Source organism: Ruegeria sp. YTSA072 (assembly GCF_059610285.1).
Genome location: NZ_JBXWNI010000005.1, coordinates 50,931 through 75,849 on the forward strand (window position 1 = coordinate 50,931; position 24,919 = coordinate 75,849).

Annotated in this window: 23 protein-coding genes; 20 read left to right on the plus strand and 3 right to left on the minus strand. The window is 60.4% G+C overall.

Annotated features, from left to right (window positions below; all coding sequences use genetic code 11):
- Positions 1-77: 77 nt before the first annotated feature.
- From AC2FIB_RS10630 to cobJ, 7 genes are read left to right on the plus strand one after another with little or no spacing between them, the layout of a single operon-like run.
- Positions 78-467 carry a DUF1636 family protein gene (locus AC2FIB_RS10630; protein WP_496736300.1) on the plus strand — a complete coding sequence of 130 codons (390 nt, stop codon included), beginning with the start codon at positions 78-80 and terminating at the stop codon, positions 465-467.
- Entirely contained in the window at positions 464-1,519 is a 1,056-nt protein-coding gene (gene cobW / locus AC2FIB_RS10635; protein WP_496736299.1) for a cobalamin biosynthesis protein CobW, read from the plus strand. Before AC2FIB_RS10630 ends, cobW begins: the two co-directional genes overlap by 4 nt.
- Before the next feature lie 3 nt (positions 1,520-1,522).
- Entirely contained in the window at positions 1,523-4,816 is a 3,294-nt protein-coding gene (cobN, locus tag AC2FIB_RS10640) for a cobaltochelatase subunit CobN (RefSeq protein ID WP_496842011.1), read from the plus strand.
- Positions 4,813-5,940, plus strand: a complete 1,128-nt coding sequence (locus AC2FIB_RS10645; RefSeq protein ID WP_496842013.1) for a ferredoxin-like domain-containing protein — start codon at positions 4,813-4,815, stop codon at positions 5,938-5,940. Before cobN ends, AC2FIB_RS10645 begins: the two co-directional genes overlap by 4 nt.
- Complete coding sequence (locus AC2FIB_RS10650; protein WP_496736295.1) at positions 5,940-6,569, plus strand: precorrin-8X methylmutase; 630 nt, start codon at positions 5,940-5,942, stop codon at positions 6,567-6,569. The genes AC2FIB_RS10645 and AC2FIB_RS10650 overlap by 1 nt, the downstream gene beginning before the upstream one ends.
- On the plus strand, positions 6,566-7,294 hold the full coding sequence (locus AC2FIB_RS10655; protein WP_282119910.1) for a precorrin-2 C(20)-methyltransferase: 729 nt from the start codon (positions 6,566-6,568) through the stop codon (positions 7,292-7,294). The genes AC2FIB_RS10650 and AC2FIB_RS10655 overlap by 4 nt, the downstream gene beginning before the upstream one ends.
- Positions 7,291-8,043, plus strand: coding sequence for a precorrin-3B C(17)-methyltransferase (gene cobJ / locus AC2FIB_RS10660; RefSeq protein ID WP_496736294.1), 753 nt, complete (start codon positions 7,291-7,293; stop codon positions 8,041-8,043). The genes AC2FIB_RS10655 and cobJ overlap by 4 nt, the downstream gene beginning before the upstream one ends.
- Here cobJ and AC2FIB_RS10665 read toward each other — a convergent pair.
- Complete coding sequence (locus AC2FIB_RS10665; RefSeq protein ID WP_496736293.1) at positions 8,016-8,765, minus strand: cobalt-precorrin-6A reductase; 750 nt, start codon at positions 8,763-8,765, stop codon at positions 8,016-8,018. The genes cobJ and AC2FIB_RS10665 overlap by 28 nt on opposite strands.
- On the opposite strand from AC2FIB_RS10665, the gene cbiE reads away from it, so the two are divergent.
- From cbiE to mdoH, 13 genes are all read left to right on the plus strand, one after another.
- Positions 8,764-9,963, plus strand: a complete 1,200-nt coding sequence (gene cbiE / locus AC2FIB_RS10670; RefSeq protein ID WP_496842015.1) for a precorrin-6y C5,15-methyltransferase (decarboxylating) subunit CbiE — start codon at positions 8,764-8,766, stop codon at positions 9,961-9,963. The two genes, AC2FIB_RS10665 and cbiE, sit on opposite strands and share 2 nt — an antisense overlap.
- On the plus strand, positions 9,960-10,328 hold the full coding sequence (locus AC2FIB_RS10675) for a cobalamin biosynthesis protein (RefSeq protein ID WP_496736366.1): 369 nt from the start codon (positions 9,960-9,962) through the stop codon (positions 10,326-10,328). The genes cbiE and AC2FIB_RS10675 overlap by 4 nt, the downstream gene beginning before the upstream one ends.
- Positions 10,325-11,119, plus strand: a complete 795-nt coding sequence (cobM, locus tag AC2FIB_RS10680) for a precorrin-4 C(11)-methyltransferase (protein WP_472724120.1) — start codon at positions 10,325-10,327, stop codon at positions 11,117-11,119. The genes AC2FIB_RS10675 and cobM overlap by 4 nt, the downstream gene beginning before the upstream one ends.
- Entirely contained in the window at positions 11,112-12,440 is a 1,329-nt protein-coding gene (locus AC2FIB_RS10685) for a cobyrinic acid a,c-diamide synthase CobB (protein WP_496736290.1), read from the plus strand. Before cobM ends, AC2FIB_RS10685 begins: the two co-directional genes overlap by 8 nt.
- Complete coding sequence (gene cobA, locus AC2FIB_RS10690) at positions 12,437-13,165, plus strand: uroporphyrinogen-III C-methyltransferase (protein ID WP_496736289.1); 729 nt, start codon at positions 12,437-12,439, stop codon at positions 13,163-13,165. Before AC2FIB_RS10685 ends, cobA begins: the two co-directional genes overlap by 4 nt.
- Positions 13,158-13,901, plus strand: a complete 744-nt coding sequence (gene cobF, locus AC2FIB_RS10695) for a precorrin-6A synthase (deacetylating) (protein ID WP_496842016.1) — start codon at positions 13,158-13,160, stop codon at positions 13,899-13,901. Before cobA ends, cobF begins: the two co-directional genes overlap by 8 nt.
- Positions 13,902-14,001: 100 nt before the next feature.
- On the plus strand, positions 14,002-14,460 hold the full coding sequence (locus tag AC2FIB_RS10700; RefSeq protein ID WP_496736286.1) for a DUF302 domain-containing protein: 459 nt from the start codon (positions 14,002-14,004) through the stop codon (positions 14,458-14,460).
- A 78-nt stretch (positions 14,461-14,538) separates the two neighbouring features.
- A complete protein-coding gene (locus AC2FIB_RS10705) occupies positions 14,539-16,158 on the plus strand; it encodes a thiamine pyrophosphate-binding protein (protein WP_496736285.1) in 1,620 nt (539 codons plus the stop codon).
- Positions 16,145-17,329, plus strand: coding sequence for a CaiB/BaiF CoA transferase family protein (locus AC2FIB_RS10710; RefSeq protein WP_496736283.1), 1,185 nt, complete (start codon positions 16,145-16,147; stop codon positions 17,327-17,329). The genes AC2FIB_RS10705 and AC2FIB_RS10710 overlap by 14 nt, the downstream gene beginning before the upstream one ends.
- Positions 17,330-17,510: 181 nt before the next feature.
- Positions 17,511-18,881: a tetratricopeptide repeat protein gene (locus AC2FIB_RS10715; protein ID WP_496736281.1), complete on the plus strand. Its 1,371-nt coding sequence runs from the start codon at positions 17,511-17,513 to the stop codon at positions 18,879-18,881.
- A gap of 32 nt (positions 18,882-18,913) precedes the next feature.
- The gene (locus AC2FIB_RS10720) at positions 18,914-20,131 is read left to right on the plus strand and encodes an OpgC family protein (RefSeq protein WP_496726117.1); all 1,218 of its coding nucleotides are present in this window, start codon (positions 18,914-18,916) and stop codon (positions 20,129-20,131) included.
- Complete coding sequence (locus tag AC2FIB_RS10725; RefSeq protein ID WP_496736277.1) at positions 20,128-21,627, plus strand: OpgD/OpgG family glucan biosynthesis protein; 1,500 nt, start codon at positions 20,128-20,130, stop codon at positions 21,625-21,627. The genes AC2FIB_RS10720 and AC2FIB_RS10725 overlap by 4 nt, the downstream gene beginning before the upstream one ends.
- The gene (gene mdoH, locus AC2FIB_RS10730; RefSeq protein WP_496736275.1) at positions 21,624-23,492 is read left to right on the plus strand and encodes a glucans biosynthesis glucosyltransferase MdoH; all 1,869 of its coding nucleotides are present in this window, start codon (positions 21,624-21,626) and stop codon (positions 23,490-23,492) included. The genes AC2FIB_RS10725 and mdoH overlap by 4 nt, the downstream gene beginning before the upstream one ends.
- On the opposite strand, the gene AC2FIB_RS10735 is transcribed toward mdoH, so the two are convergent.
- A complete protein-coding gene (locus AC2FIB_RS10735) occupies positions 23,493-24,308 on the minus strand; it encodes a CE1 family esterase (protein ID WP_496842019.1) in 816 nt (271 codons plus the stop codon).
- Positions 24,305-24,778, minus strand: a complete 474-nt coding sequence (locus tag AC2FIB_RS10740; RefSeq protein WP_496736273.1) for a rhodanese-like domain-containing protein — start codon at positions 24,776-24,778, stop codon at positions 24,305-24,307. The genes AC2FIB_RS10735 and AC2FIB_RS10740 overlap by 4 nt, the downstream gene beginning before the upstream one ends.
- Positions 24,779-24,919: the final 141 nt, after the last annotated feature.

A 24,919-nucleotide genomic window follows, 5' to 3' on the forward strand; every position in this document is an offset into this window, starting at 1 on the left:
GGGTGTTCCGGTGTCGGGTCCATGTGCAGACGCGTGGCCCGCATGAAACCCCGTCCCCCGTATAAAGGATGAGGGGGATGAGAGACGTGACCGAGACCGCACCAGTCGAGTTGCTGGTCTGTACGACATGCCGCCGTGGGTTACCTATCGAAGATGACGCCCAGCGACCCGGCACTTTGCTGCATAAAGCACTTGAAAAGGCTGGCTTGCCGGACGGCGTCGACCTGAAACCGGTGGAATGTCTGTCGAACTGTGATCAGGGATGCTCGATCGTTTTGCGTGGCGGCCCGTCCCGATGGACCTTCGTTTATGAAAACCTCGACGAGACCAACCATGTCGAGACCATCGTCGAAGGCGTCACCAAGTATCTGGCCGCTGAAGACGGTCTGGTGAAATGGCGCGAACGCCCCGAACATTTCCGCAAAAACTGTGCGGCCCGCATTCCCCCGATTGGAGCCCTGAAATGAGCAACCTTGAAAAACTCCCCGTCACTGTGATCACCGGCTTTCTGGGCTCGGGCAAAACCACGCTGGTAAAGCACCTGATGCAGAACCCGCAGGGCAAGCGCCTGGCCGTTATCGTCAACGAATTCGGCGACGTGGGTGTAGATGGCGATATCCTGAAATCCTGCGCCATTCCGGATTGCCCGGCGGAAAACATCATGGAACTAGCCAATGGCTGCATCTGCTGCACAGTAGCCGATGATTTCATCCCGACCATTGAGGCGCTGATGGCGCTGGAACCGCGCCCCGATCACATCCTGATCGAAACGTCTGGACTGGCGCTACCAAAACCGCTGCTAAAAGCGTTTGATTGGCCAGATATCCGCTCGAAAATTACCGTCGATGGCGTGATCGCTTTGGCCGATGCTGAGGCCGTCGCTGCAGGTCGTTTCGCCCCTAACGTCGAAGCCGTGGACGCCCAGCGCCTGGCTGACGACTCGATCGACCACGAAACGCCTCTGTCCGAGGTGTTTGAGGACCAGATCTCGTGCGCCGACATCATCCTGCTGACAAAACCCGATCTGGCCGGTCCGGAAGGCGTTGCCAAAGCCAAAGAGGTCATCGCGACTGAGGCTCCGCGCCCGCTGCCCGTGGTTGAGGTAGCCGAAGGCGCCGTTGACGTGCGTGTCGTGCTGGGCCTCGAAGCCGCCGCCGAGGATGACATGGACGCGCGCCCGTCGCATCACGACGGCCACCACGACCACGAACACGACGATTTCGAAAGCATCATCGTCGAGCTTCCGGAACAGACCGACCCGGCGGAACTGGTCGCCAATATCGAACGTCTTGCCAATGAGCTGAACATTCTGCGCGTCAAAGGCTATGCCGCCGTTCAGGGCAAACCTATGCGTCTGCTGGTGCAGGCCGTTGGTGCCCGCGTGCGTCATCAGTACGACCGGCCGTGGGAACCGGGTGAAGAGCGCCGCTCGCGCCTGGTGGTCATTGCCGAGCATGACGACATCAATGAGGCCGCAATCCGCGATATCCTCATGAGTGTGACCGAGGCCGCCGAGTAAGCCATGCACGTCGTCTTCCGCGAAAGCCACGGGTTAGAAGAGATCGAAACCCCGACCGATCTGGGCCAGAGCCCAGCGGATCTGGTGATGCTGTCCTTTTCGGACAGTGACCTTGGTGCTTTCGCGGCGGGCTGGCATCGCGGTGGCGGGGCCGAAGGGCGAATGCCGACAATGCGGCTGGCCAACCTGACAGCACTGAAACACCCGTTGTCCGTCGACACTTATGTCGAGCAAACGCTCGAGGGCGCCAAGGGCATTCTGATCCGTTTGATCGGCGGCGTGCCTTACTGGTCCTATGGCTTGCAGCAAGTTCTGGCGCTGGCGCAATCCAAGGGGATCGCACTGGCCGTCCTACCTGCCGATGGGCGTGAGGATACGCGGCTGGATGATTACTCCACCCTGCCCGTCTCAACCCTGCGGCGGCTTGCGCATCTGTGTGACACCGGCGGCGAAGTCGCGGCGCAAGCGGCCTTGGCACAAATGGCGCTGGCGGCTGGGCTTTATGCCGGGCCGGTGATGGGCGCAAAGACCTTGCCAAAGTGCGGCGCGTGGTGCCCGGACCGTGGCGTAATCTCGGTCGAAACAGCATTCTCGAGCGGCGGGAAGCGTATTCTGGTGACTTTCTATCGTGCCTATCTGACATCGGCAGACACTGCCCCGGTCGCAGCCCTGATCCGCCGATTGCGGGAACGCGGGTTCGAAGCTGTAGGCATGTTCGCCCCCTCGCTGAAAGCACCTGCAGCCGCCGATTGGCTGCGCGAGAACATCGCCTCCCTTGAACCGTCGGCCATCATCAACGCCACCGCGTTTTCGGGCAAAGGCGCATCCGGCACCTCTCCACTGGACGCCGCCAATGTGCCGGTGTTTCAGGTTGCTCTCGCAACGTCCCGCCGCAAAGCCTGGGCCGAGGCGGAACGCGGTCTTTCGCCCGCTGATTTGGCTATGCACGTTGTCCTGCCTGAAGTGGACGGGCGAATTTCTGCAGGCATTGCTTCGTTCAAGGAACCGGGCAAGCGTGACCCGCATCTGGAGTATTCACGTTTTGCCCACCGGGCTGAACCGGAACGGATCGAGGCCATCATCGACCGTGTCGTCGGCTGGCTGAATCTGAACGACAAACCCAAAGGGGATCAGGTGCACGCCTTGGTGCTGTCCACCTATCCCGGCAAGGATTGGCAGATGGCCCATGCTGTGGGCCTTGATGCTTTGGCCTCGGCCGAGGCGATGCTTTCTGACCTGCTGGGCGAAGGGTATGACACCGCACCCGCCGAACCGATAGCCGAGATGCTGCCGGACACGCGGCTTTCGTGGTCGCTTGACGCATACCTGACCGCGCTGACGGACTTGCCGGAACAATTGCGCGCAGACCTCGAAGCTGTGTGGGGTAGACCCGAGGACGACCCAACATTCTCAGAAGGCGCGTTCCAGTTCACCGCCCTGTGGCGCGGCAAGGCGCTGGTGGCGCTGCAACCCGAACGCGGCACGCCCGAGATGCGGGAAGACGATTACCACGACCTGTCGCGCACCCCCCGCCACGGCTATGTCGCCTTCTATCTGTGGCTGCGCAAAGGTCTTGGCGCGGATGCGCTAATCCATATCGGCGCGCATGGCACTCTGGAGTGGCTGCCGGGCAAATCGGTCGCCTTGTCCAATGAATGCTGGCCAGAGGCGCTGATCGGCGACCTTCCCGTCATCTATCCCTTCATCGTCAACGATCCTGGCGAGGCCGCTCAGGCCAAGCGCCGGATCGGGGCCGTCACCTTGGGTCACATCCCGCCGCCGATGAAGGAAAGCGGCACCCCCGATCGGATGGTTCGGCTGGAATCGCTGCTGGACGAATTCTCGAACGCAGATGGTCTGGACCCCAAACGTCGCGACCGCCTGCAAGAAGATATCCGGGATGAGGCGCAAGCCATCGGGCTTGAAAGTGACCTGGGTCTCGATCAGGCCACCTGCACGGCCGAGGCGATCACTCGCATCGACCGTTTTGTCTGTGACATCAAAGAAAGCCAGTTCGGCGACGGGTTGCATATCTTTGGACGTGTGCCCGAAGCCGCCGCCAATTTTGACACGTCACCTTCTGCCAATGCCGAACGCAATGCACTGATCGACGCGCTAGCTGGCAAACGGATCGAGGCAGGCCCGTCCGGGTCCCCCTATCGCGGACGGTCAGACGTGCTGCCAACTGGGCGCAATCTGTATACCACCGATCCGCGCTCAGTGCCGACCCGTGCGGCCTATACCCAAGGCGTGAAGCTGGGCGAAGAATTGGTGCGGCGACACCTGCAGGAAGAGGGCGATTATCCCAATGGGCTGATCGTTGATCTCTGGGGTTCAGCCACGATGCGCACGGCGGGTGAAGAGTTTGCCATGGCGCTGCACTTGCTGGGCGTCAAACCCGTTTGGGACAAAGGGTCCGAGCGGGTGTCGGGCATCGAAGTGCTACCTATCACTGATCTCAGTCGCCCACGTCTGGACGTGACCTTGCGCGTCTCAGGCTTGTTCCGCGATGTGTTCCCGACCCTTTCAGCGCTTTATGGTCAAGCTGTTCGCGCGTTGTCGGATCGCGATGAAGCCCCGGACTGGAACCCTTATGCCGGACAGGCCCCGGCGGCGCGCGTCTTTGGCCCGGCCCCGGGCAGCTATGGCGTAAACATGACCCAGCTGTCCGAAATCTATACGGATGAGGCCCGCGCGCAGGCGGGTGAGGCATGGCTTGAGGCCAGCTCTTTCGCTTTGGAAGGCGAACACATCACACAGGATATGGACGGCATTACCCAACGGGTCACGAATGCCGACAGTTTCGTGCACCTGCAGGATCTGACCGAAACCGATCTGCTTTTGGCCAACGACTATGCCACGCACGAGGCTGGTTTCGCCGCCGCCAAGACATTCACCGGTGGTACGGCGCAGCTATACCATCTGGACAACACCAACCCGGATAACCCGCGCGCCCGAACGCTGCCTGAAGAAATCAGCCGTGTGGTTCATGCCCGTGCCGCCAACCCGAACTGGATTGCAGGCATGCAAAGGCATGGCTTCCGGGGCGCTGCCGAAATTGCGGCGACACTGGATCACATGGCCTCTTTCGCCCATCTGTCAGGCACGGTCGCGCCGCATCTGTTCGACCTCTATCATGACGCTACATTGGGCGACGCCGAGGTCGAGGCGTTTTTGCAAGAGGCCAACCCGCGCGCGTATCAGGCGATGCAGGACAGGTTCCGCGCGTTGTTGGACGCGGGCCTTTGGAACACCCGCCGCAACTCGATCCGGGCCGATCTGGAGGGGCTGGGATGAGCGCCCCGGTCGTTCAGGGTTGGTGCCCCGGCGCGCATCGGCCGATGATGTCGGGCGATGGTCTGGTGGTTCGGGTGCGCCCGCGTCTGGCCCGTTTGAGCGCCGAACAAACACGTGGTCTTTGTGAGTTGGCCGAGCAATTTGGCAATGGCACTATCGACCTGACCAACCGCGCCAATTTACAGCTGCGCGGGGTAAAAGAAGACGATCATCAGGCATTGCTGGCCGAACTGGCCGCGCTGAACCTTTTGGATGCTGAGCCCGGTATTGAAATGCGCCGCAATATACTGGTGTCGCCCCTATACAAATCAGGTGATCGAACCGCACGGCTGACACAGGAACTGATCGATCGGTTGGAGGAATTGCCGACTCTGCCCGCCAAATTCGGCTTTGCCATCGACACTGGCCCCAAGCGCCTGTTGACGGCGGATTCGGCCGATATCCGGGTCGAAGCAGGCACTGATGGCCTCATCCTGCACGCCGACGGGGCCAAGACTGGCTGCCGGGTCACAGAAACCAACGCAATTGACCGGCTTATCGCCTTGGCCGGATGGTTTTCCGAACGTTTCACGCCAGAAACCCGCCGCATGGCGCGGGTGGCCGCGACGCAGGATTTGCCAGCGGAGTGGCAAGGCAGCGCGCCTGGTGACATCGGCGCACCGCCACAACCCGGCGCCTGCGATCTGGGTACTCTGTATGGCGCGGCGTTCGGACAATTGCCGGCGCGACAACTCTCTGACCTCATTGCAGACAGCGGGGCGTCTGCCTTGCGGGTCACCCCATGGCGGCTGATTCTGCTGGAAGGCGGGGCGGCGATACAAACACCCGACTTTGTCATAGATGGCAACGACCCGCTGATGACAACCGACGCCTGCCCCGGCGCACCATTCTGCCCGCAAGCACAAGTGGAAACCCGTAGGGTTGCGCGCGAATTGGCGGCGCGGGTTGCAGGCAGCCTACACGTATCCGGTTGCGCCAAAGGCTGCGCCCGAATGGGGACGGCAAATGTCACACTGGTCGGCAATGACGGACGATTTGATCTTGTCAAAAACGGTCGCGCGGGGGATGAGCCGTCCCAACGCGGGCTGACACCTGAAACACTTATGACTATGGACCTCTCCTGATGCCCTATGAATACGAAACCGATGGCGCAGCGATCTATAAGCAAAGCTTTGCCACGATCCGGTCTGAGGCCGATCTGGCGCGCTTTGACGCTGATGAAGAGCAGGTTGCGGTTCGCATGATCCACGCCGCCGGAATGGTCGGTCTGGAAGAATTCGTACATTTTTCGCCCGGTTTCGTGCCAGCCGCAAGGACCGCGTTAGAGAATGGCGCACCTATACTGTGCGATGCGCGAATGGTCAGCGAGGGTGTGACCCGCTTCCGCCTGCCGGCCGATAATGAGGTGATCTGCACTCTGCATGACGAACGCGTGCGCCCACTGGCGGCTGAGATGAGCAACACCCGATCCGCTGCTGCTCTGGAGCTGTGGCGTCCGCATCTGGAAGGCGCTCTGGTCGCGATCGGTAATGCGCCGACCGCTCTGTTCCACCTACTGAATATGCTGGAAGACCCCGATTGCCCACGCCCGGCCGCCATCATCGGGTGCCCGGTGGGCTTTGTCGGTGCCGTCGAATCCAAGGACGCATTGTGGGAGGCGCAGCCCGTGCCCTCTTGCATCATCAAGGGCCGTCTGGGCGGAAGCGCCATCACCGTCGCCGCAATCAACGCCATTGCGAGCCGCGCCGAATGAGTGGCGGCAAGATATACGGCGTGGGCCTTGGCCCCGGTGATCCGGACCTGATGAGCGTGCGGGCCGACCGCCTGCTCCGCAATGCACGTCACGTCGCGTTCTTTCGCAAGCCTGGTCGCAGCGGTCAGGCACGCAAGATCGTCAATGGGATGATCCCGGACAGCGCAGTTGAGTTTCCCATGGAATACCCTGTCACTACGGAAATTCCGCTGGCTGATCCGCGCTATAACGAACTGCTCTCGGCCTTTTACAAAGACTGCGCCGCGCATCTCAAAGCCCTATCGGATCAGGGTGAGGATGTGGTGGTTCTGTGTGAGGGTGATCCGTTTTTCTATGGGTCTTTCATGCATCTTTACAGCCGCTTGCGCGATCAGGCTGATGTAGAGGTCGTGCCAGCCATTACCGGCATGTCCGGCGCATGGACAGCAACGGGTAACCCGATCACCTGGGGCGATGATGTGCTGACAGTACTGGTCGGCACCCTGCCCGAAGAAGATCTGGCAATTCGCATGGCGCAGACCGACGCGTTGGTTGTCATGAAAATCGGACGCAATATCGACAAGGTGAAGCGCGCGCTAAAAACAGCCGGTCTGTATGACCGCGCATGGATCGTCGAGTTTGCACAGATGCCGAACCAGGTGGTGACGAAACTGTCCGAGGCATGCGAAAAGGTGACGCCCTATTTCTCGATCATCATCGTGCATGGTCAGGGACGGCGGCCATGAGTGGTTGGGTCAAGATTGCGGGCTTGGGGCCTGGTAATGAAGATCTCGTAACCCCCGAGGTTTCAGCTGCGTTGACGGATGCCACGGACGTGGTCGGGTACATCCCCTATGTCGCGCGCGTGGCCGAGCGCCCTGGTCTGACGTTGCACGCCAGCGACAACCGGGTCGAGATCGACCGATCCCAACACGCGTTGCAGATGGCGGCGGAAGGCAAACGCGTGGTCGTTGTCTCCTCGGGCGATCCCGGTGTGTTCGCCATGGCGGCTGCGGTGTTCGAAGCCTTGGAAAACGGTCCAGCCGAGTGGCGTAACGTCCACATAGACGTCCTTCCCGGCATAACCGCGATGCTGGCGGCATCCGCGCGGGCCGGGGCGCCGCTGGGTCATGATTTCTGCGCCATCAACCTCAGCGACAACTTGAAACCCTGGTCGCTGGTTGAAAAACGTCTTCGCCTAGCAGCGCAGGCGGATTTCGCGATGGCGTTTTATAACCCGCGCTCGAAATCCCGCCCGGAAGGCTTTGTAAAAACACTGGAAATCCTACGCGAAGAATGCGAGCCCGAGCGCCTGATCCTGTTCGCGCGTGCCGTATCCCGCGCGGATGAGGCGATCCGGATTTCAACACTGGCCGAGGCGACGCCTGACATGGCTGACATGCAAACCGTCGTCATTGTCGGGTCATCCCTGACGCGCGTCATCAACCGTGACAGCGCGCCGATCGTCTATACCCCGAGGTTCACCCCGGAATGAGCCAACCAGTCCAGAACCTGCATCACGTTCGACAATTCGGTCCTTTGCGGAAGGGTCGGCCTGTCGATCATCAGCACCGGTACGCCCAGGGCGCGCGCGGCATCCAGCTTGGCGCGCGCACCGGTGCCGCCAGAGTTCTTGGACACAACCAGTTCAATGCCATGCTGCAGCATCAGCGCCCGGTCCCCTGCTTCGGTGAAAGGTCCGCGCGACACGATCGCCTCGCAATCGGGCAGCGGCAGTGCATCCGGTTCATCCACCAGCCTCAGCAAGAAGTGATGTTGGGGCTGAGCCGCGAAATCTTCAAGATGCAGGCGGCCAACGGCCAGAAAAACGCGCCGTTTAGGACCGCTCAAAGCGGCAACCGCCGCGCCTATATCAGAAACGTGCTGCCAACGATCTCCGTCCTGCGCGCGCCATGCCGGGCGCGTCAAAGCGGCCATGGGCACCCCGGCCTCGCGACACGCGGCAATGGCGTTTGTGCTCATTTGCGCGGCAAAGGGATGGGTGGCATCAACTACATGAGTGATCGCGTAGTCCGTCAGGTAACGGGTCAGGCCTTCGACGCCGCCGAACCCTCCAACGCGCACCGGCAGGGGCTGCGGTCTTGGATTGTCCACCCGACCGGCATAGGAATAGGTCGCCGGGATGCCCTGATCGGCCAAGGTTTTGGCCAGTGCATTTGCCTCGGTCGTGCCACCAAGGATCAGGAGGTTGGTCATGCATGAAGCTCCGTGGCTAAGCGTTTTGGGCTTGGGCGAAGATGGACTGGATGGCCTGTCACCCGCAAGTCGTCAAGTACTGGAGCGTGCCGAAATCATCATGGGCCCGCCGCGCCATTTGTCACTGATCCCCGACACAGGCGCACAGCGCGTAGATTGGCCCGTGCCTTTTTCCGACGGCCTGCCGATCCTGACCGGGTTTCGCGGACGCCCAACAGTTGTTCTGGCCTCGGGCGATCCGTTCTGGTTCGGCGCGGGCTCGGTAATCGCGCGCAACTTCGACGCCGGAGAATGGACAGCCCATCCGGGTCAGTCCACGTTCTCGCTGGCTGCGGCACGTCTGGGCTGGCCGTTGGAAAGCACGCAGACATTCGGTCTGCACGCCGCCCCGCTGACTCGTCTGCGCCCGCATCTTTCGCCTGGATTGCGCGCCATCCTGCTGCTGCGCAACGGCGCTGCGGTGGCCGAGCTTGCGACATATCTGAACGAAACTGGGTTTGCCGATACGCAATTGCATGTCATGGAAGCCCTTGGCGGCCCCCGCGAGCGGTCGCGCAGCGTGTCGCTGACCGAAGCCCTGCTGGGCGGGTTCGACCATCCGGTCTGCGTTGGGCTTGAAGTTGCGGGTGAAGGACAGGCGCTGCCCAAGGCCTCGGGTAAGCCGGATGATATCTTCGAGAATGATGGCCAGATCACCAAACGCCCCGTGCGGGCGCTGACCCTGTCGGCGCTGGCCCCCAAGCGCGGCGAGCATCTGTGGGATATCGGCGGCGGCACCGGCTCGATCAGCATCGAGTGGCTGATGTGCGACCCGACCCTGACCGCAACCACGATCGAACCCCGCAAGGATCGCGCGGACCGCATTCGTCGAAATGCCGACACGTTAGGGCAAGACCGGCTGCAAGTTGTGCATGGCACAGCGCCGACCGCACTGGACGGCCTTGGGTTTCCGGATGTGGTCTTCATCGGTGGCGGCCTGAGTACCGAATTGCTGAGTTGGCTACACGCCGCCCTGCCCGCCGGCACCAGGTTGGTCGCCAATGCAGTGACGCTGGAAAGCGAAGCCTTACTGGCGCAATGGCACGAAAAACTAGGCGGAGAACTTTTGCGCATCGAACTGGCGCAGGCTTCGGCACTGGGACCTCGGCGCGGCTGGAAATCCGCATATCCGGTGGTGCAGTGGAGCGTAATCTTATGATCATCGCAGGTTTGGGGTTTTCATCAACGGCGACCGTGGACAGCCTGCGCGCCGTATTTAAGCGGGCCAGCGTTGGGCAAAACGTCGACGCGCTGGCCACTGTTGCCGACAAGGAAGGTCACGCCGCGCTGTCGGAGTTTGCTGCAGAGACCGCCCTGCCCCTGCATTTCATCGCTGCTGCCGATCTGGCGGGACAGCGCACTCTCACCTGCTCGAACCGCAGCCGTGCCACCTATGGCACCGGCAGCGTAGCTGAAGCATCCGCCCTTGCCGCCGCTGGAACAGGTGCGCGGCTGACCTCACCCAGACAGATTTCGGACGACCGGCTTGCAACCTGCGCCGTCGCCATCGGAGGACAAACATGACCGTTCATTTCATCGGCGCCGGACCCGGCGCTGCCGACCTTCTGACCCTGCGGGGGCGTGATATCATCGCGTCGTGCCCGGTGTGCCTGTATGCAGGATCGCTGGTGCCCGAAGAAATTCTGGCCCACTGCCCCGAGGGCGCAAAGATCATCAACACCGCGCCAATGGATCTGGATCAGATCATGGCCGAGATCGAGGCAGCGCATAAGGCTGGCCATGACATTGCACGTCTGCATTCCGGCGACCTGTCGGTTTGGTCGGCGATGGGCGAACAGATCCGGCGGTTGAAAGAGATGGGCATTCCGGTCAGCGTGACGCCCGGTGTACCGTCGTTCGCCGCAGCGGCTGCTTCGCTGGGAACGGAACTGACCTTGCCCGGATTGGCGCAATCTGTGGTCCTGACCCGGACGCCCGGCCGCGCATCTTCAATGCCCGAAGGCGAAACGCTTGAGAACTTTGCCCGGACCGGCGCGACGCTGGCCATTCACCTGTCGATCGGAAATCTGGACAACGTGATCGCGGACCTTACCCCGGCCTATGGAGCAGACTGCCCGGTGGCAGTGGTATATCGCGCCAGCTGGCCGGACGAACGGATCATTCGCGCCACGTTGGCGACCCTGAAAGACGCACTGGACGAGAGTATCTCTCGCACCGCTCTGATCATGGTTGGCCCGGCACTTGCGGGCGAAGGCTTTGACGAAAGCTGTCTCTATTCAAAAGATTACGACCGCCGGTACCGCCCGCAAAGCGCGGACAGTCCATGGTCAAGCTGGAGCCCCGAGAATGAATGACGGGATGACCAACCCTCCGGGATTACTGATTTCTGCGCCGTCTTCCGGGACAGGCAAAACCACCGTCATGCTGGGTCTTCTGCGTGCGCTTGCCGAGGACGGCCTGACGGTGCAACCGTTCAAGAGCGGACCGGACTATATCGATCCAGCCTTTCACCGTGCCGCAGCCGGACGCGCCTCGTTCAACCTGGACAGCTGGGCGATGGCCGATCCGCTGCTGAACGCGATTTCTGCCCAGGCCGAGGGCGCTGATATCGTCGTGGCCGAAGGTTCGATGGGCCTGTTCGACGGCGTTGCCAAGCCCGGAGAGCTTGGGCACGGATCAAGCGCCGAAACCGCACAGCGTATGGGATGGCCTGTGGTTCTGGTGCTGGATGTGGGCGGTCAGGCGCAATCCGCGGCGGCCACTGCGCTGGGGTTTCGGATGTACAATCCAGACCTGCCCTTTGCCGGGGTGATCCTGAACCGCTGCGCCAGCCCGCGTCACGAACGCCTCACCCGTTTGGGAATGGAGCGCGCGGGCCTGCCGGTACTGGGCGTGTTGCCCCGGCGTGGAGATCTGACCCTGCCCGAGCGGCATCTTGGGTTGATACAGGCGGTCGAGCACCCAGATCTGGAAAGCGCGATTGCCGGATACGCCACATTCCTGCGCGAGCATGTGGATCTTGAGGCGATCAAGGCAGCGGCTTCCTCAGGCCCCAAGGGACCATCGTCAGCCGCGCTGCCGCGGCCTCCGGCACAGCGGATCGCGCTGGCACGGGATGCGGCGTTTTCGTTCACTTATCCACATTTGCTGGAAGGCTGGCGCGCAGCAGGAGCGGAAATCACGCCGTTTTCACCGCTGGCCAACGAAGCCCCGGCTGCGGATGCCGATCTGGTCTGGTTGCCCGGTGGATATCCTGAACTGCACGCGGGCACTTTGGCCGCTGCCGACACATTCCTGAACGGTCTACGCAAACACGCCGAGACAAAGCCCGTTCATGGCGAGTGCGGAGGGTATATGGCCTTGGGAGAAGCGCTGGTCGACAAAGAAGGGGTCCGGCATCAGATGGCGGGTCTGCTTGGGCTTGTGACGTCCTATGAGAAGCGCAAGTTCAATCTTGGGTATCGAAAGGCGCAATTGTTGGCCCCTATGCCGGGTTTTGCTGCCGATGCGACATTGCGAGGCCATGAGTTCCACTATTCCTCGATCTTGGAACAACCCGACGCGCCTTTGGCCCGGGTGTTCGATGCCGAAGGGGTCGAGGGGCCGCAAACCGGATCGGTTCGTGGCAACGTGACCGGAACATTCTTTCATCTGATTGCAGAGGCGCAGGCATGAGCGGTTTCGTTTCGTTCATCGGCTCGGGACCCGGAGACCCGGAGTTGTTAACGCTTAAGGCCGTTGACCGGATGCAAAAGGCGAATGCGGTGCTGTTTGACGACCTCAGCAGTGGTCCGATTCTGGGCCATGCGCATCAGGACGCAGATCTTGTCGGGGTAGGCAAACGCGCCGGGCGACCATCACCAAAACAGGACCACGTCAGCCGCTTGTTGGTGGATTACGCAAAAACTGGCGCGCGCGTGGTTCGACTGAAATCCGGCGATGGCGGTCTGTTTGGACGTCTGGAAGAAGAACTGGTGGCGCTACGCGAGGCCGGGATCGAATATGAGATCATTCCGGGTATCCCGTCTGCGGTCGCGGCTGCGGCAGCAGCTGGCATTCCGCTGACGCGGCGCCTCACAGCGCGTCGCGTACAATTTGTCACCGGCCATGACGTCAGCGGCAAACTGCCCGAAGATCTGAACCTTGCCGCGCTTGCCGATCCAGATGCCACCACGGTTGTGTTCATGGGCAAGCGCACATTCCCTTTGCTGGTAAAGACATTGAACGAACACGGATTGCCGCTGGATACACCGGCGCTGATGGCCGAAGCCGTCTCGACCCCGGATCAGGTGTTGCACCGATCCACGGTCGGTGAGTTGGCGGACAAGCTGGGTGCTGAGATCGGCACGGCCCCCGCCTTGATCCTTTACGGCCCGCTTGCAGAGACTGACGATGTTTGACCTGACCCTGATCGGTATTGGCACCGGCAATCCGGACCACCTGACGTTTCAAGGCGCTAGTGCCATTCGGGACGCAGACCTGATCCTGATCCCACGAAAAGGCGAAAACAAGGCCGATCTGGCCGGTTTGCGGGAAGAGATTATCGCGCAGGTGACCGACACCGCGCCACAGATCGCATATTTTGATATTCCCAAACGACGCGCCGTTGATGGCTATCTGCGCGGTGTTGATGAATGGCACGACGCCATCGCTCTGCGGTGGCAAGAGGCGATCGCGGCGCACCCTGATGCAAAGCGGGTAGCTCTTTTGATCTGGGGCGATCCGTCGCTTTATGACAGTTCGCTGCGCATCGCCTCACGACTGAAGCCCCAACCGGAAACACGTGTGATCCCCGGCATCACTGCGCTGCAGGCATTGACGGCGGCGCATGCGATACCGATCAACGATCTGGGCGCGCCGTATGTCGTGACCACAGGTCGGCGCATTCGGGATGAAGGCTGGCCGCTAAATGCCTCAAAAGTGGCTGTTATGCTGGACGGCGAGTGTTCGTTTCAAAGCCTTGAGATAGCCGACTACGAAATTTGGTGGGGCGCTTATGTGGGGATGAAGGAAGAAATCCTGATCCACGGTCCTTTGGCTGATTTGGCGTCGCAGATTATCGAAACACGGGCAAAAGCGCGGGCGGATCATGGTTGGATCATGGACATTTATCTGCTGAAATGGCGCCTGGCCTGATCCGAAAGCATCCACTGCGGCTGCTACCCACGGGATTGTGACTGCGCGAAATACGAGTTTCTGGCATCAACTTCGCACCCGTACCCATGAGGACAGCGCAATGAAGGCTATTTCGACCGTACTGTGTTTGCTGGCCCTTCCCGCGCTGGCGCAAGAGGCACTGCCAGGCTGGGCCGTTCATTCGACCGCCAAAAGCTATCAAGCGTTGGTCGCGGATACGAAGGCCGCGGTCAAAGAAAACGGTCTGATTGTTGTAACGCAGGCCGGGCCCACCAAGGCGGCAGCGGCTCGTGGCATCATCATTCCCGGAAACTTAGTGATCGGTGCCTTTAACAACGACTATGCAGTTCGGGTTCTGGAAACCTCGGTCAACGCAATGATCGAAGCGCCCATCCGGTTCTACGTGACCGAAAATGCGGACGGCACGGCGACTTTGTCCTACAAAACCCCAAGCCACGTCTTTGCCCCCTATGCCCAGCAAGGCGGTGAGCCACTGCAAGAAATTGCGGCGGAACTGGATGAAAAGTTTCAGGCCGTGGCGGAATCCGCAGTCAATTAGTCACACTGCCGTGAACCTGCTTGCGTCCGGACGCGTCCTCCGCAATCTGCAATGACGTATTATTTCGGAGCATAACTAATGCAGGACCTTTCGCCCCGCGCCGCGGACCTTTTGGCCCAAAGACTTTACGAGGCCGGATGCCGCCATGCCTTTGGTATGCCCGGTGGCGAGGTTCTGACGTTGGTGGATGCGCTGGAACAGGCGGGGATCACCTTTCACCTGACCAAGCACGAAAACGCCGCCGGGTTCATGGCCGAAGCCGTGCATCACCGCGACGGTGCACCTGCCATTCTGGTGGCGACGCTTGGCCCCGGTGCGATGAACGGGATCAACGTGGTCGCCAACGCCTTGCAGGACCGGGTGCCGATGATCGTGCTGACCGGTTGCGTCGATGCGGATGAAGCGCTGACTTATACCCATCAGGTTATGGATCACGCACAGGTCTATCGCTCGATCACCAAAGGAACCTTTAAACTGACGGCACAGGGCGCGGATATCGTGGCAGACAAGGCCGTATCGCTGGCCAACCAGCCGCGCCCCGGACCCGTGCATATCGATGTTCCGATCTCGGTTGCGGATATGCGCGTATCCAGCGTCAAGAAGCGGCGACTGGTCAAGGCTGCCGCCGTCGCGCCCGAGGGCAATTGCCTTGAGAAAGCGCGCCGTTGGGTGGCTGACGCGGAACGTCCCATTGCGATTGTGGGGCTGGACGTGCTGTATGACGGATCGCGCAATGTTGTGCAGGCGTTTCTGGAACATTTCGGCATCCCCTTTGTAACCACCTACAAAGCCAAGGGAGTTGTGCCCGAAGATCACCCCCTGTGCCTTGGCGGGGCCGGATTGTCACCGCTGGCCGACAAACACCTTTTGCCGCTGGTTGAACAGGCCGATCTGGTCTTGTGCCTTGGCTACGACCCGATCGAGATGCGCCCCGGCTGGCGCGAGGTCTGGGACCCTGAAGAAAAGCGAGTCATCGACATCTCGGCTGTGGTCAATGACCACTATATGCATCAGGCCAACCTGAATATGGTCGCCGATACGGGTGCCACGTTGGAGGCCATGGCAAAGGGCAACCCTGCCCGCGATACGTGGCCGGGCGGTGAACCCGCGCAGGTCAAAGCCGCGCTGGCGCAGGCCTTTCCAACGGACGAAGATTGGGGGCCCGCCGCCGTCATCGCCGAAACCCGTGCGACCCTACCTGCCGAAACACTGGCTACAGCCGACAGTGGCGCGCATCGTATCTTGCTGAGTCAGATGTGGGATTGTTCCGAGGAACGCGGACTGATCCAGTCCTCGGCGCTGTGTACCATGGGCTGCGCCGTGCCAATGGCGATTGGCCTGAAACTGGCCGAACCGGACCGCCCAGTCATCAGTTTTTCGGGCGACGCCGGGTTCCTGATGGTAGCCGGAGAGCTGTCAACCGCCGCCGAAATGGGCGGAAACCCGATCTTTCTGGTCTTTGTCGATGCAAGCCTCGCGTTGATCGAGCTGAAACAGCGCCAGCGCCAAATGGGCAACAGGGGCGTGGATTTCGACCATCACGACTTTGCAGCCATGGGCCGGGCGTTTGGCGGCAAAGGTCACACCGTTCGCAACCGCGAGGAACTGCGCAATGCCCTGAATGAGGCGATGAAAGCCAATTCATTCACCGTGATTGCCGCAGAAATTGACCGTGGGGGCTATGATGGCCGGATCTGAAGGACCGCTGAAGGGCGTCAAAGTACTGGACCTCAGTCGCATTTTGGCCGGACCGACCTGCACGCAGTTGCTGGGCGATCTGGGGGCCAGCGTGATCAAGATCGAAAACCCCGCGACCGGCGGGGATGACACCCGCCAATGGGGCCCTCCTTACGTCGAAGATGCGCAAGGCAACCGGTCCGATCTAAGCGCTTATTTCATGTCGGCCAACCGCAACAAGAAATCCGTGGCTATCGACATCACCACGACCGAGGGGCAATCTGAAATCAAACGGTTGGCCTCGCATGCGGACATTCTGATCGAGAACTTCAAACCCGGCGGATTGGCGAAATACGGTCTGGACTACGCCACGTTGTCGCAAGACTTTCCCAGCCTCGTCTATTGCTCGATATCGGGTTACGGCCAGACCGGGCCAAATGCGTCCAAGCCGGGCTATGACCTGATGGCACAGGGGTACGGCGGGATCATGTCGCTGACAGGCGAACCCGATGGCGCGCCGATGAAGGTGGGCGTGGGCATCGCCGATGTGATGTGCGGAATGTACGCAAGTGTCGGCATTCTAGCCGCCCTGCGCCACCGCGATCAGACCGGCGAAGGCCAGCAGATTGATCTGGCGCTGGTAGATGCGCAGATCGCGTGGCTAATCAACGAAGGTGCGAACTATCTAACCTCGGGCACCGTGCCCCAACGGCGCGGCAACGGGCATCCGAACATCGTGCCCTATGACGTTTATGAAACCGCCGATAGCCACGTCATTCTGGCCGTCGGAAATGACAGTCAGTTCCGCCGGTTCTGCGAATTCATCGATCACCCCGTTCTGGCGGATGACCCGCGTTTCGCCACCAACCCAGCCCGGTTGGAAAATCGTGACGCGTTAAACGCCGTGCTGCGTCCGGTGGTGAAGACCCATGCTTCAGAGACTATGATTGCGCAGCTCGAAGCCCGCAAGGTTCCGGTTGGTCCAGTACAGACTTTGGATCAGGTTTTTTCAACCGATCAGGTCGAAGCCCGCCAGATGCAGATCGCGATGCAGGCAGCACCGGGTGACGTTCAACTGATCGGGAATCCGCTGAAACTGTCGCGCACACCTGTAACATATCGGGCTGCTCCGCCCGTCTTTGGGGCCGATACGCAGGCCGTTTTGCGCGCTGAACACCCCTTTGACGATTGAAACACTCTGCCCATTTCGGCGGCATGTTGCTGAAACATGCCATTGAATCGGCGGTTTTTTTCAATTTTTGCCCACACGGCATTTCACCAATTCGAGAGCAGGGCCGATACTGATACGACCCTCCCAGAGTCTCTGCTACATCATTTGTTGTAGATATTCTCGATTGGATCGGAACATGAACATGAAGCAAGACGTTTTCGGACAGATGAACACCCTGAGCCATCCGGCAAGTGCCGAGGCCTGGGATGGTGTTCTGCTTGGGTTCATGGCCCATGCCGCCGTTACGCCGCAGCATCTTGGCAAAGTTCTTGAGCTTGAGCCCGATTTTGCCCTGGGTCATGCAATCAAAGGTCTGTTCATGGTCCTGCTGGGCCGTCGCGAGATGATGCCAGTCGCCGTGGAGGCATTGGCCGCCGCCAACAGCTCCATGGAGCGTCAGCCGGTTTCAGCACGCGAACGGCTATATGTCGAAGCATTGGGTTTGTATCTGGCAGACCTGCCTACACAAGCCATCCAAAAGTTCGAAGAGATTCTGCGCGCCCATCCGCAAGACTCGCTGGCAATGAAGCTGAGCCACGCGACGCGCTTTGTACTTGGCGACTCGCACGGGATGCGCCGGTCGATTGAACGCGTCCTGCCCGCCTATGAGCCCGATCACGCGGGCCGCGGCTATTTGCTGGGATGCCATTCCTTCGCACTGGAAGAAACCGGCGCTTATGAAAAGGCCGAGATCGCGGGACGGCAGGCGCTGTGGATGGTGTCGGACGATGCCTGGGGTTTGCACGCCGTAGCACACGTGCATGAGATGACAGGCAACGCGCAGCTGGGCCTTGATTGGCTGGCTGGACGCGAAGAGGCTTGGACCCACTGCAACAACTTCCGCTATCACGTCTGGTGGCACAAGGCGCTGATGCATCTGGATCTGGGTCAGGTCGATCAGGTGATGGAGCTGTATGACAATTACATCCGTCAGGACAAAACCGACGACTACCGCGATATCTCGAACGCCACGTCCCTGCTGTCACGGCTAGAGCTTGAGGGCGTCGAAGTCGGGAACCGCTGGGAGGAGCTGGCTGATCTCAGCGCCGCGCGGACCGAAGATGGCTGTCTGATCTTTGCCGACCTTCACTATCTTTTGGCGCTGACCGGTGACAACCGCACTGAAGCGACCGGCAAGATGTTGCAGCGTATTCAGAAAGATGCGCAGCGCAATCAGGGGGACACCCCGATCCGCATGTCCGATCCGGGCATTGCAGCCGCCAAAGGGCTTGAGGCCTTTGGCGAAGGCCTTTACGGCGACGCCTTCGACTTTTTATCGAACGCCCGGGCAGGTATGCAACTGGCAGGTGGAAGCCACGCCCAACGTGATGTCTTCGAGCGCATCACAATTGATTCCGGCCTGCGCGCCGGCCGTCTGGATGCTGTCGAGCGCATCTTGGATGACCGTCGCGCCAAAAGAGCCGGGGGCGAAGACAATTACGCTCATGCGCGCCGCACATTGATCGATGCGGCACGCGACAACGGAGACGCACAAAGCGTCCCGGCTGAATAACAAAAACTAAGACCAAGAAGGACAGAATACGTATGGCGACAGTTTCGCCCGCTTCTGATTTTGCGCCGGTGGCTGCCTCTGCGGCGGCCCCTGCCCGCACGCGCGACCCGCGCCTGGATTTCTATCGCGGCATCGCGATGTTCATCATCCTGATCGCCCATATCCCGAACGATCCATGGGCTAAGTGGATTCCCGCGCGGTTCGGATTTTCGGACGCGACCGAGATTTTCGTGTTCTGCTCGGGCATGGCGTCGGCGATTGCCTTTGGCGGAGCGTTCCTGCGCAAGGGGTGGTGGATGGGAACGGCCCGCGTGTCGTTCCGTATCTGGCAGGTCTACTGGGCGCATATCTGTCTGTTCTTCTTTGTCGCCATGTCAATGGCGGCGCTGGATCAATCGGGGCTGTTTGAAAAGACCTACGTTTCGTCTTTGAACCTGCAGCACTTCTTCAACGATCCTGCGCCTCAGATCGTGGGTTTGTTCACGCTGACCTATGTTCCGAACTATTTCGACATCCTGCCGATGTATCTGGTGGTTCTGGCAATGATGCCCATGTTTATGGGCCTCTACCGGTTCGGTTTCTGGGCCGTCGCTGCGACATCCGTCGCGATCTGGCTGGTCGCACAGACCGACATTCTGGACCTCCCAGCCGAACCGTGGTCTGAGCGGCAGTGGTTCTTCAACCCCTTTGGCTGGCAACTGCTGTTCTTTACCGGTTTCGCCTTCATGCGCGGCTGGATACCTGCCCCCCCGGTATCGAAAACCTTGATCTGGGCGGCAGCACTGTTCCTGATCTTCTCGATGCCCTTTGGTTCGTGGAAGGTATTCACATGGATCAACGCGGCGGCCCCCGATCTGGCTGACGAAATCCGCAAGGTCTGGCCCGTGACGAAAGAGTTCCGCGACAAAACCGATTTCGGCCTGTTCCGCTATCTGCATTTCCTGTCACTCGCGTATCTGGGCTGGGTTGTCGCCGGGGAACATGGGCATCGCCTGATTGCAACCGGTCAGGGTACCGCGGCCAAAGTCTGGCAGTTCCTGCTGACCGTCATCACCAAAGTTGGGCAACAATCATTGGCCGTGTTCGTATTTTCGATGGCTGCAGCACGACTTATCGGCGTCGGTCTGGACCTGAGTGGGCGAGATGTTGCCAGTGTTTTCGTCGCCAACATGATTGGCTTTGCGATGATCATCGGCGTGGCATACATGGCCGCTTGGTTTAAGTCACAACCTTGGAAGTCTAAGAAATGAATTTTACACGTCGCGCATTTCTGGTCTCAACGTCGGCGCTTGCATTTGCGCCCGCGACCTTCGCCACCGGCGGTGAGGTCCCATTTGACCGCAATGTCGTCATTGAGATGGCCCGCGATCTGGCCAGCCGGCCTTATGCGGAACGCGAGATGGTGCCGCAGGAATGGCAGGATCTGACATATCAGCAATACCGCTCGATCCGGTTCCGGCTGGACCGCGCGCTGTGGTACGAAACCGAAACACCCTTTAACGTCGATTTCTTTACGCCTGGCCTGTACTTCCCGCGCACTGTTAAAGTCGAAACCGTCGAAAACGGGATGACCACTCCGGTCGCATTCGATCTGGAGATGTTCGACAAATCCGAGGATGTCCCGGAACTGCCGATAGACGACACGCTGGGCTTTTCCGGCCTGCGTCTGCGCACCGAAATGCACCGTCCCGGCAAGACCGACGAGTTCTGCGTCTGGCAAGGTGCCAGCTATTTCCGCGCTATTGGCCTGCATGAGGTTTATGGCCTTTCGGCCCGTGGTCTGGCACTCAAAACCGGCGACCCGGATGGAGAGGAATTCCCTGAATTCATCCGCTTCTGGCTGGAGCGCCCAAAACCCGGCCAGCGCAACATGGTCGTCCATGCGCTGATGGACAGCCCCAGCGTGACCGGTGCGTATCGGTTCAATATCACCGCCGGTGCGGACTGCGTGATGGATATCGAAGCCACGCTGTTCCCACGCGAAGAGCTGACGCATGTGGGTATCGCCCCCGGCACGTCGATGTTCCTGTTCGATCAGACCAACCACAGCCGGTTCGACGACTTCCGCCCTGCCGTACACGACAGCGATGGTCTGTTGGTGCGCAACGGTGCTGGAGAGGTTCTGTGGCGGCCATTGGCGAACCCAACCCGCCTGCAGATTTCGTCGTTCGTCGACACCAACCCGCGCGGCTTTGGCCTGTTGCAGCGCAAGCGTGAATTCTCGGATTACGCGGATCTTGAGGCGAATTACCACAAGCGCCCCAGCCTGTGGGTCGAACCCGGTGCGGATTGGGGCAAAGGTGCCGTCACGCTGGTTGAAATTCCGGCGGATCAGGAAATCTACGATAACATCGTTGCCTACTGGCGCCCTGCCGAACCCTATACGGCTGGCAGCCAGGTCGACCTGTCCTATCGCCTGATCTGGGGGGATGAGCCCCAGCGCACACCGATGGCGCGCGTGATCAACACCGCGATGGGTGACAACACGTTTGGTGAAGGGCGTCTGGCCGTCATCGATTTTGAAGAAAGCGTGCTGTTCGACGACCCAGAGGCGATGACCATTTTCGTGGACTCGCCGCATGCCGAAACATCCGAAGGTGTGCTGCAACGCAACCCCGACACAGGCGGTTTGCGGCTGGCGTTTTCGTTCGAGCCCGGCGACCGCGACCATGTCGAATTGCGCGCGCAGTTGCTGAAAGACAAACAGCCAGCCTCTGAGGTCTGGCTTTACCGTTGGACCTCATGAGCAGCGACCTTCATATCATGCCGCCTGATACGCCTCTGGCCATGCCTGCGCAGGATTTCAGCGCAGGGTTTCGGGATGCACAGGTTCCTGATGCCAAACGTCCCTCGGCCGGGTTCTGGCGTGCGCTGGCGTTTTCGCCCGCAATGGTGGCGACGCTGGGACTGTTATGGGTGATGACGGACTGGTTCGACGCCGAAGGCATCAACCTGATCGAGGCCATCCTTCTGGCACTGATTTCATTCAACTTCTTCTGGATCTCCTTCACGGTCTGCACTGTGTTGCTGGGCATGGTCTCCCTGTCCCGGCAGGAACGCCCAGTGCGTCGGGGTCGCGCCCAACCCCTGCGTGTCGCCCTGTTGACGCCAGTGTACAACGAGGTGCCCTGGAACGTACTCGGCAATGCCCGCACTATGCTTGAAGATTTGCAGGCGCGCGGTGGGCAGCATCACTATGCCATGTTCATCCTCTCGGACACGCGGGACCCCGAGATCGCCGCACAGGAGCAAGCCAGTGTCGAGGCGCTGCGTACCACCCTCGCCCCCGGGCTGGAACTGTATTATCGCCGTCGCGAACAAAACACCGACCGCAAGGTTGGCAACATCGCCGACTGGGTCAGCCGCTGGGGTGCCGAGTGGGATGCGATGCTGGTTTTGGATGCCGACAGTCTGATGACCGGTCGCGCCATCGCCCGATTGACCGATGCGTTGGCGCGCGATCCGGGCGCAGGATTGATCCAAAGCTACCCTCAGCTGATCGGTGCACAATCGGTCTTTGCGCGAATGCAGCAATTCGCCAATGGCGTTTATGGCATCGCCTTCGCCGAGGGGCTCGCGCGCTGGTACGGTCAGGAAGGCAACTATTGGGGCCATAACGCCATTATCCGTACCAAGGCCTTCGCAAATTGCGCGGGGCTGCCAAAGCTTCGAGCCCTGAATGGTCAGGAAAAACTGATCATGAGCCATGACTTCGTCGAGGCCGGTCTGATGCGTCGGGCCGGTTGGGGCGTGCGGTTCCTGCCCCGCATTCGCGGGTCTTATGAAGAAACACCGCCGACACTGATTGATCACGCCCTGCGCGATCGGCGCTGGTGTCAGGGCAATTTGCAGCACCTGAAACTGTTGGGCTCAGCCGGGTTCCAGTCGGTGTCACGGTTCCACATGTTCCACGGCGCAGTCGGATATCTGATGTCGCCGCTTTGGTTTGCGCTGCTGGTGATGTGGGCGCTGATCGGTCAGGGTGAGGATGCCTCGGTCCTGCACTATTTCAGCCCAGACAATCCACTGTTCCCGCAATGGCCTGAGATGACGGAAACCCGCCATGTGCTGATCATTCTGGTCATGTATGCGATGCTGCTTGCGCCAAAGGTCTTGGGTGTTCTGGCCCTGCCACTCAGCGGAGTGCGCTATGCCGAATTCGGTGGCGGGCGCAAATTCCTGACCTCATTCCTGGCCGAGGTTGTTCTGTCGATCCTCTACGCCCCTATTCTGATGGTGCAACAGATGATCGCCGTCATTCGCACCACCTTTGGTATCCAAAAGGGCTGGTCCCCGCAGGCGCGGGATGGCGGCAGCTATGGTCTGCGCACGCTGATCTTCTGCCACACGGTCGAAACGATCAGCGGCGTGGCCCTTAGCGTCGGTATCTTGTCCGGTCTTGTATCAGTCTGGTTGGCCCCGATTGCGATCAGTCTTGCCTTTGCGATTCCTTTGTCCGCGCTCAGTGGCGTATCGGCCGGAGCAGCCCGCCGTATGGTTGGCATGAAAGAGGACTATAACGAGCCCGCAATCACACGCTCGGCCCGTCGCTACAGGGATGAGCTTAAGAAGGTGATCGAAGGCAAGGGCGTAATGACTCCTGCCGAGTGATCACCCACCCGCCAAACCTTCGTACCAATCGATCATCATATCGGCCCAGCCTTTGGGAACCGTATGACCACCGGGAAACAGCGCAAATTCCAGCGCGCTGCCGTCGTCACATCCGCTCCAATATCGGCGCATGAAAGAGCCGGTGGTCGAGAACCCGCTGGGCTTGGTATCGACACATCCATTTGCAACGCGCCAAATCTCAAGTCCGGCAAAGATATCGCCCTGATGAAATCGGCCACCGCCCAACAAGCGCCCTTCCAGCGGCACCACGTTGTCCGTCCAGCCATGAGTGTGGAACATCCGAACCGGGCCATCGCAAGATTCAGGATCAGGGCGCCAGAACCCACCTGAAACGGGCACATAGGCCGAGAACGTATCGGGCGCGGCGCAGGCAAGGTAGTAGACCATGAACGCCCCCGCCGAGAACCCGCCCAGAACGACCCGGTCCGTATCCACGCCAAACCGATCCGCGGCATCCTCAACCGCCTCGGTCAAAAAGGCGGTTTCATCGCGTCCTTCCCAACCCGGAAAGAAGTTCCAGCTTTGTCGCCCGTTGCGCTCCGACCCTTCTGGCGCCATTACAGCGTAGCCGCGCGCTAGCAGCGGTTCCACCATGCCACGGTTTTTCAAAGTACCGGTGGCGGTGCCACCATAGCCGTGCAGAAACACCACCAGCGGAGGGTTCTCATCCTCGGGCAATTCGATATGGTATCCGCCTGAGGCGGTTTCGCACATACCCTCCAGATCGGCACAGGCGGCCAGCCCCGGCTGCCCGACCAGCGCCAAACCCGTTGCCAGTGTTAATTCGCGGATCATACTGCACTCCTGTCGTAGTCGCGAACCGGCAATCCGGCGCGCACCCATCCCGGCCCAGCGGCCGACCCCAACATGCCTTCGGGCACATCAATAATGTTCGTAAATCCTGCCTCGCTCAGCCAGTTGCTTAACCGCGCCGAGCGCACACCCCGCGCACAGATCAACGCAATTGCCGCGCCCTTGTCACCATTGACGAGCTGCGTCAGAGCGGGAATGAAATCATCACGGCGCATATCCAAAGATTGGGCGCCCTCTCCGACCCCGGTGGACTGCCATTCCTTCGGGGTACGAATGTCCAGCAACAATACGTCTCCGGCCACGGCCTGCCTATGCGCATCCTGCACGCTAAGTTGCCGTCCCGCATAGTCAGGCGGAATAAGCCGGTATTCGCGTATCGCAAATCCCCCCGCCACTGCGGCACAGCCTCCAATCAAGATCCACCTGCGGGATCGGTTTAAGTTTCGGGCCACGTCGCACCCTCCTGACCTGACACCGGGTTTCTATCACAGCGCAGATTTGGAATCCGCGCCGAATTTATCCTGGCAGTTCAAGTTCACGTCATTTTTGCAGGCAAAAGCCGCAGCCTCGCTGTGTTGGCGCGCGGCAAATGA

Coding starts and splice junctions, on each gene's coding strand:
- AC2FIB_RS10630 (WP_496736300.1), top strand. CDS start 78: ATGAGAGACGTGACCGAGACCGCACCAGTCGAGTTGCTGGTCTGTACG.
- cobW (WP_496736299.1), top strand. CDS start 464: ATGAGCAACCTTGAAAAACTCCCCGTCACTGTGATCACCGGCTTTCTG.
- cobN (WP_496842011.1), top strand. CDS start 1,523: ATGCACGTCGTCTTCCGCGAAAGCCACGGGTTAGAAGAGATCGAAACC.
- AC2FIB_RS10645 (WP_496842013.1), top strand. CDS start 4,813: ATGAGCGCCCCGGTCGTTCAGGGTTGGTGCCCCGGCGCGCATCGGCCG.
- AC2FIB_RS10650 (WP_496736295.1), top strand. CDS start 5,940: ATGCCCTATGAATACGAAACCGATGGCGCAGCGATCTATAAGCAAAGC.
- AC2FIB_RS10655 (WP_282119910.1), top strand. CDS start 6,566: ATGAGTGGCGGCAAGATATACGGCGTGGGCCTTGGCCCCGGTGATCCG.
- cobJ (WP_496736294.1), top strand. CDS start 7,291: ATGAGTGGTTGGGTCAAGATTGCGGGCTTGGGGCCTGGTAATGAAGAT.
- cbiE (WP_496842015.1), top strand. CDS start 8,764: ATGCATGAAGCTCCGTGGCTAAGCGTTTTGGGCTTGGGCGAAGATGGA.
- AC2FIB_RS10665 (WP_496736293.1), bottom strand. CDS start 8,765: ATGACCAACCTCCTGATCCTTGGTGGCACGACCGAGGCAAATGCACTG.
- AC2FIB_RS10675 (WP_496736366.1), top strand. CDS start 9,960: ATGATCATCGCAGGTTTGGGGTTTTCATCAACGGCGACCGTGGACAGC.
- cobM (WP_472724120.1), top strand. CDS start 10,325: ATGACCGTTCATTTCATCGGCGCCGGACCCGGCGCTGCCGACCTTCTG.
- AC2FIB_RS10685 (WP_496736290.1), top strand. CDS start 11,112: ATGAATGACGGGATGACCAACCCTCCGGGATTACTGATTTCTGCGCCG.
- cobA (WP_496736289.1), top strand. CDS start 12,437: ATGAGCGGTTTCGTTTCGTTCATCGGCTCGGGACCCGGAGACCCGGAG.
- cobF (WP_496842016.1), top strand. CDS start 13,158: ATGTTTGACCTGACCCTGATCGGTATTGGCACCGGCAATCCGGACCAC.
- AC2FIB_RS10700 (WP_496736286.1), top strand. CDS start 14,002: ATGAAGGCTATTTCGACCGTACTGTGTTTGCTGGCCCTTCCCGCGCTG.
- AC2FIB_RS10705 (WP_496736285.1), top strand. CDS start 14,539: ATGCAGGACCTTTCGCCCCGCGCCGCGGACCTTTTGGCCCAAAGACTT.
- AC2FIB_RS10710 (WP_496736283.1), top strand. CDS start 16,145: ATGGCCGGATCTGAAGGACCGCTGAAGGGCGTCAAAGTACTGGACCTC.
- AC2FIB_RS10715 (WP_496736281.1), top strand. CDS start 17,511: ATGAAGCAAGACGTTTTCGGACAGATGAACACCCTGAGCCATCCGGCA.
- AC2FIB_RS10720 (WP_496726117.1), top strand. CDS start 18,914: ATGGCGACAGTTTCGCCCGCTTCTGATTTTGCGCCGGTGGCTGCCTCT.
- AC2FIB_RS10725 (WP_496736277.1), top strand. CDS start 20,128: ATGAATTTTACACGTCGCGCATTTCTGGTCTCAACGTCGGCGCTTGCA.
- mdoH (WP_496736275.1), top strand. CDS start 21,624: ATGAGCAGCGACCTTCATATCATGCCGCCTGATACGCCTCTGGCCATG.
- AC2FIB_RS10735 (WP_496842019.1), bottom strand. CDS start 24,308: ATGATCCGCGAATTAACACTGGCAACGGGTTTGGCGCTGGTCGGGCAG.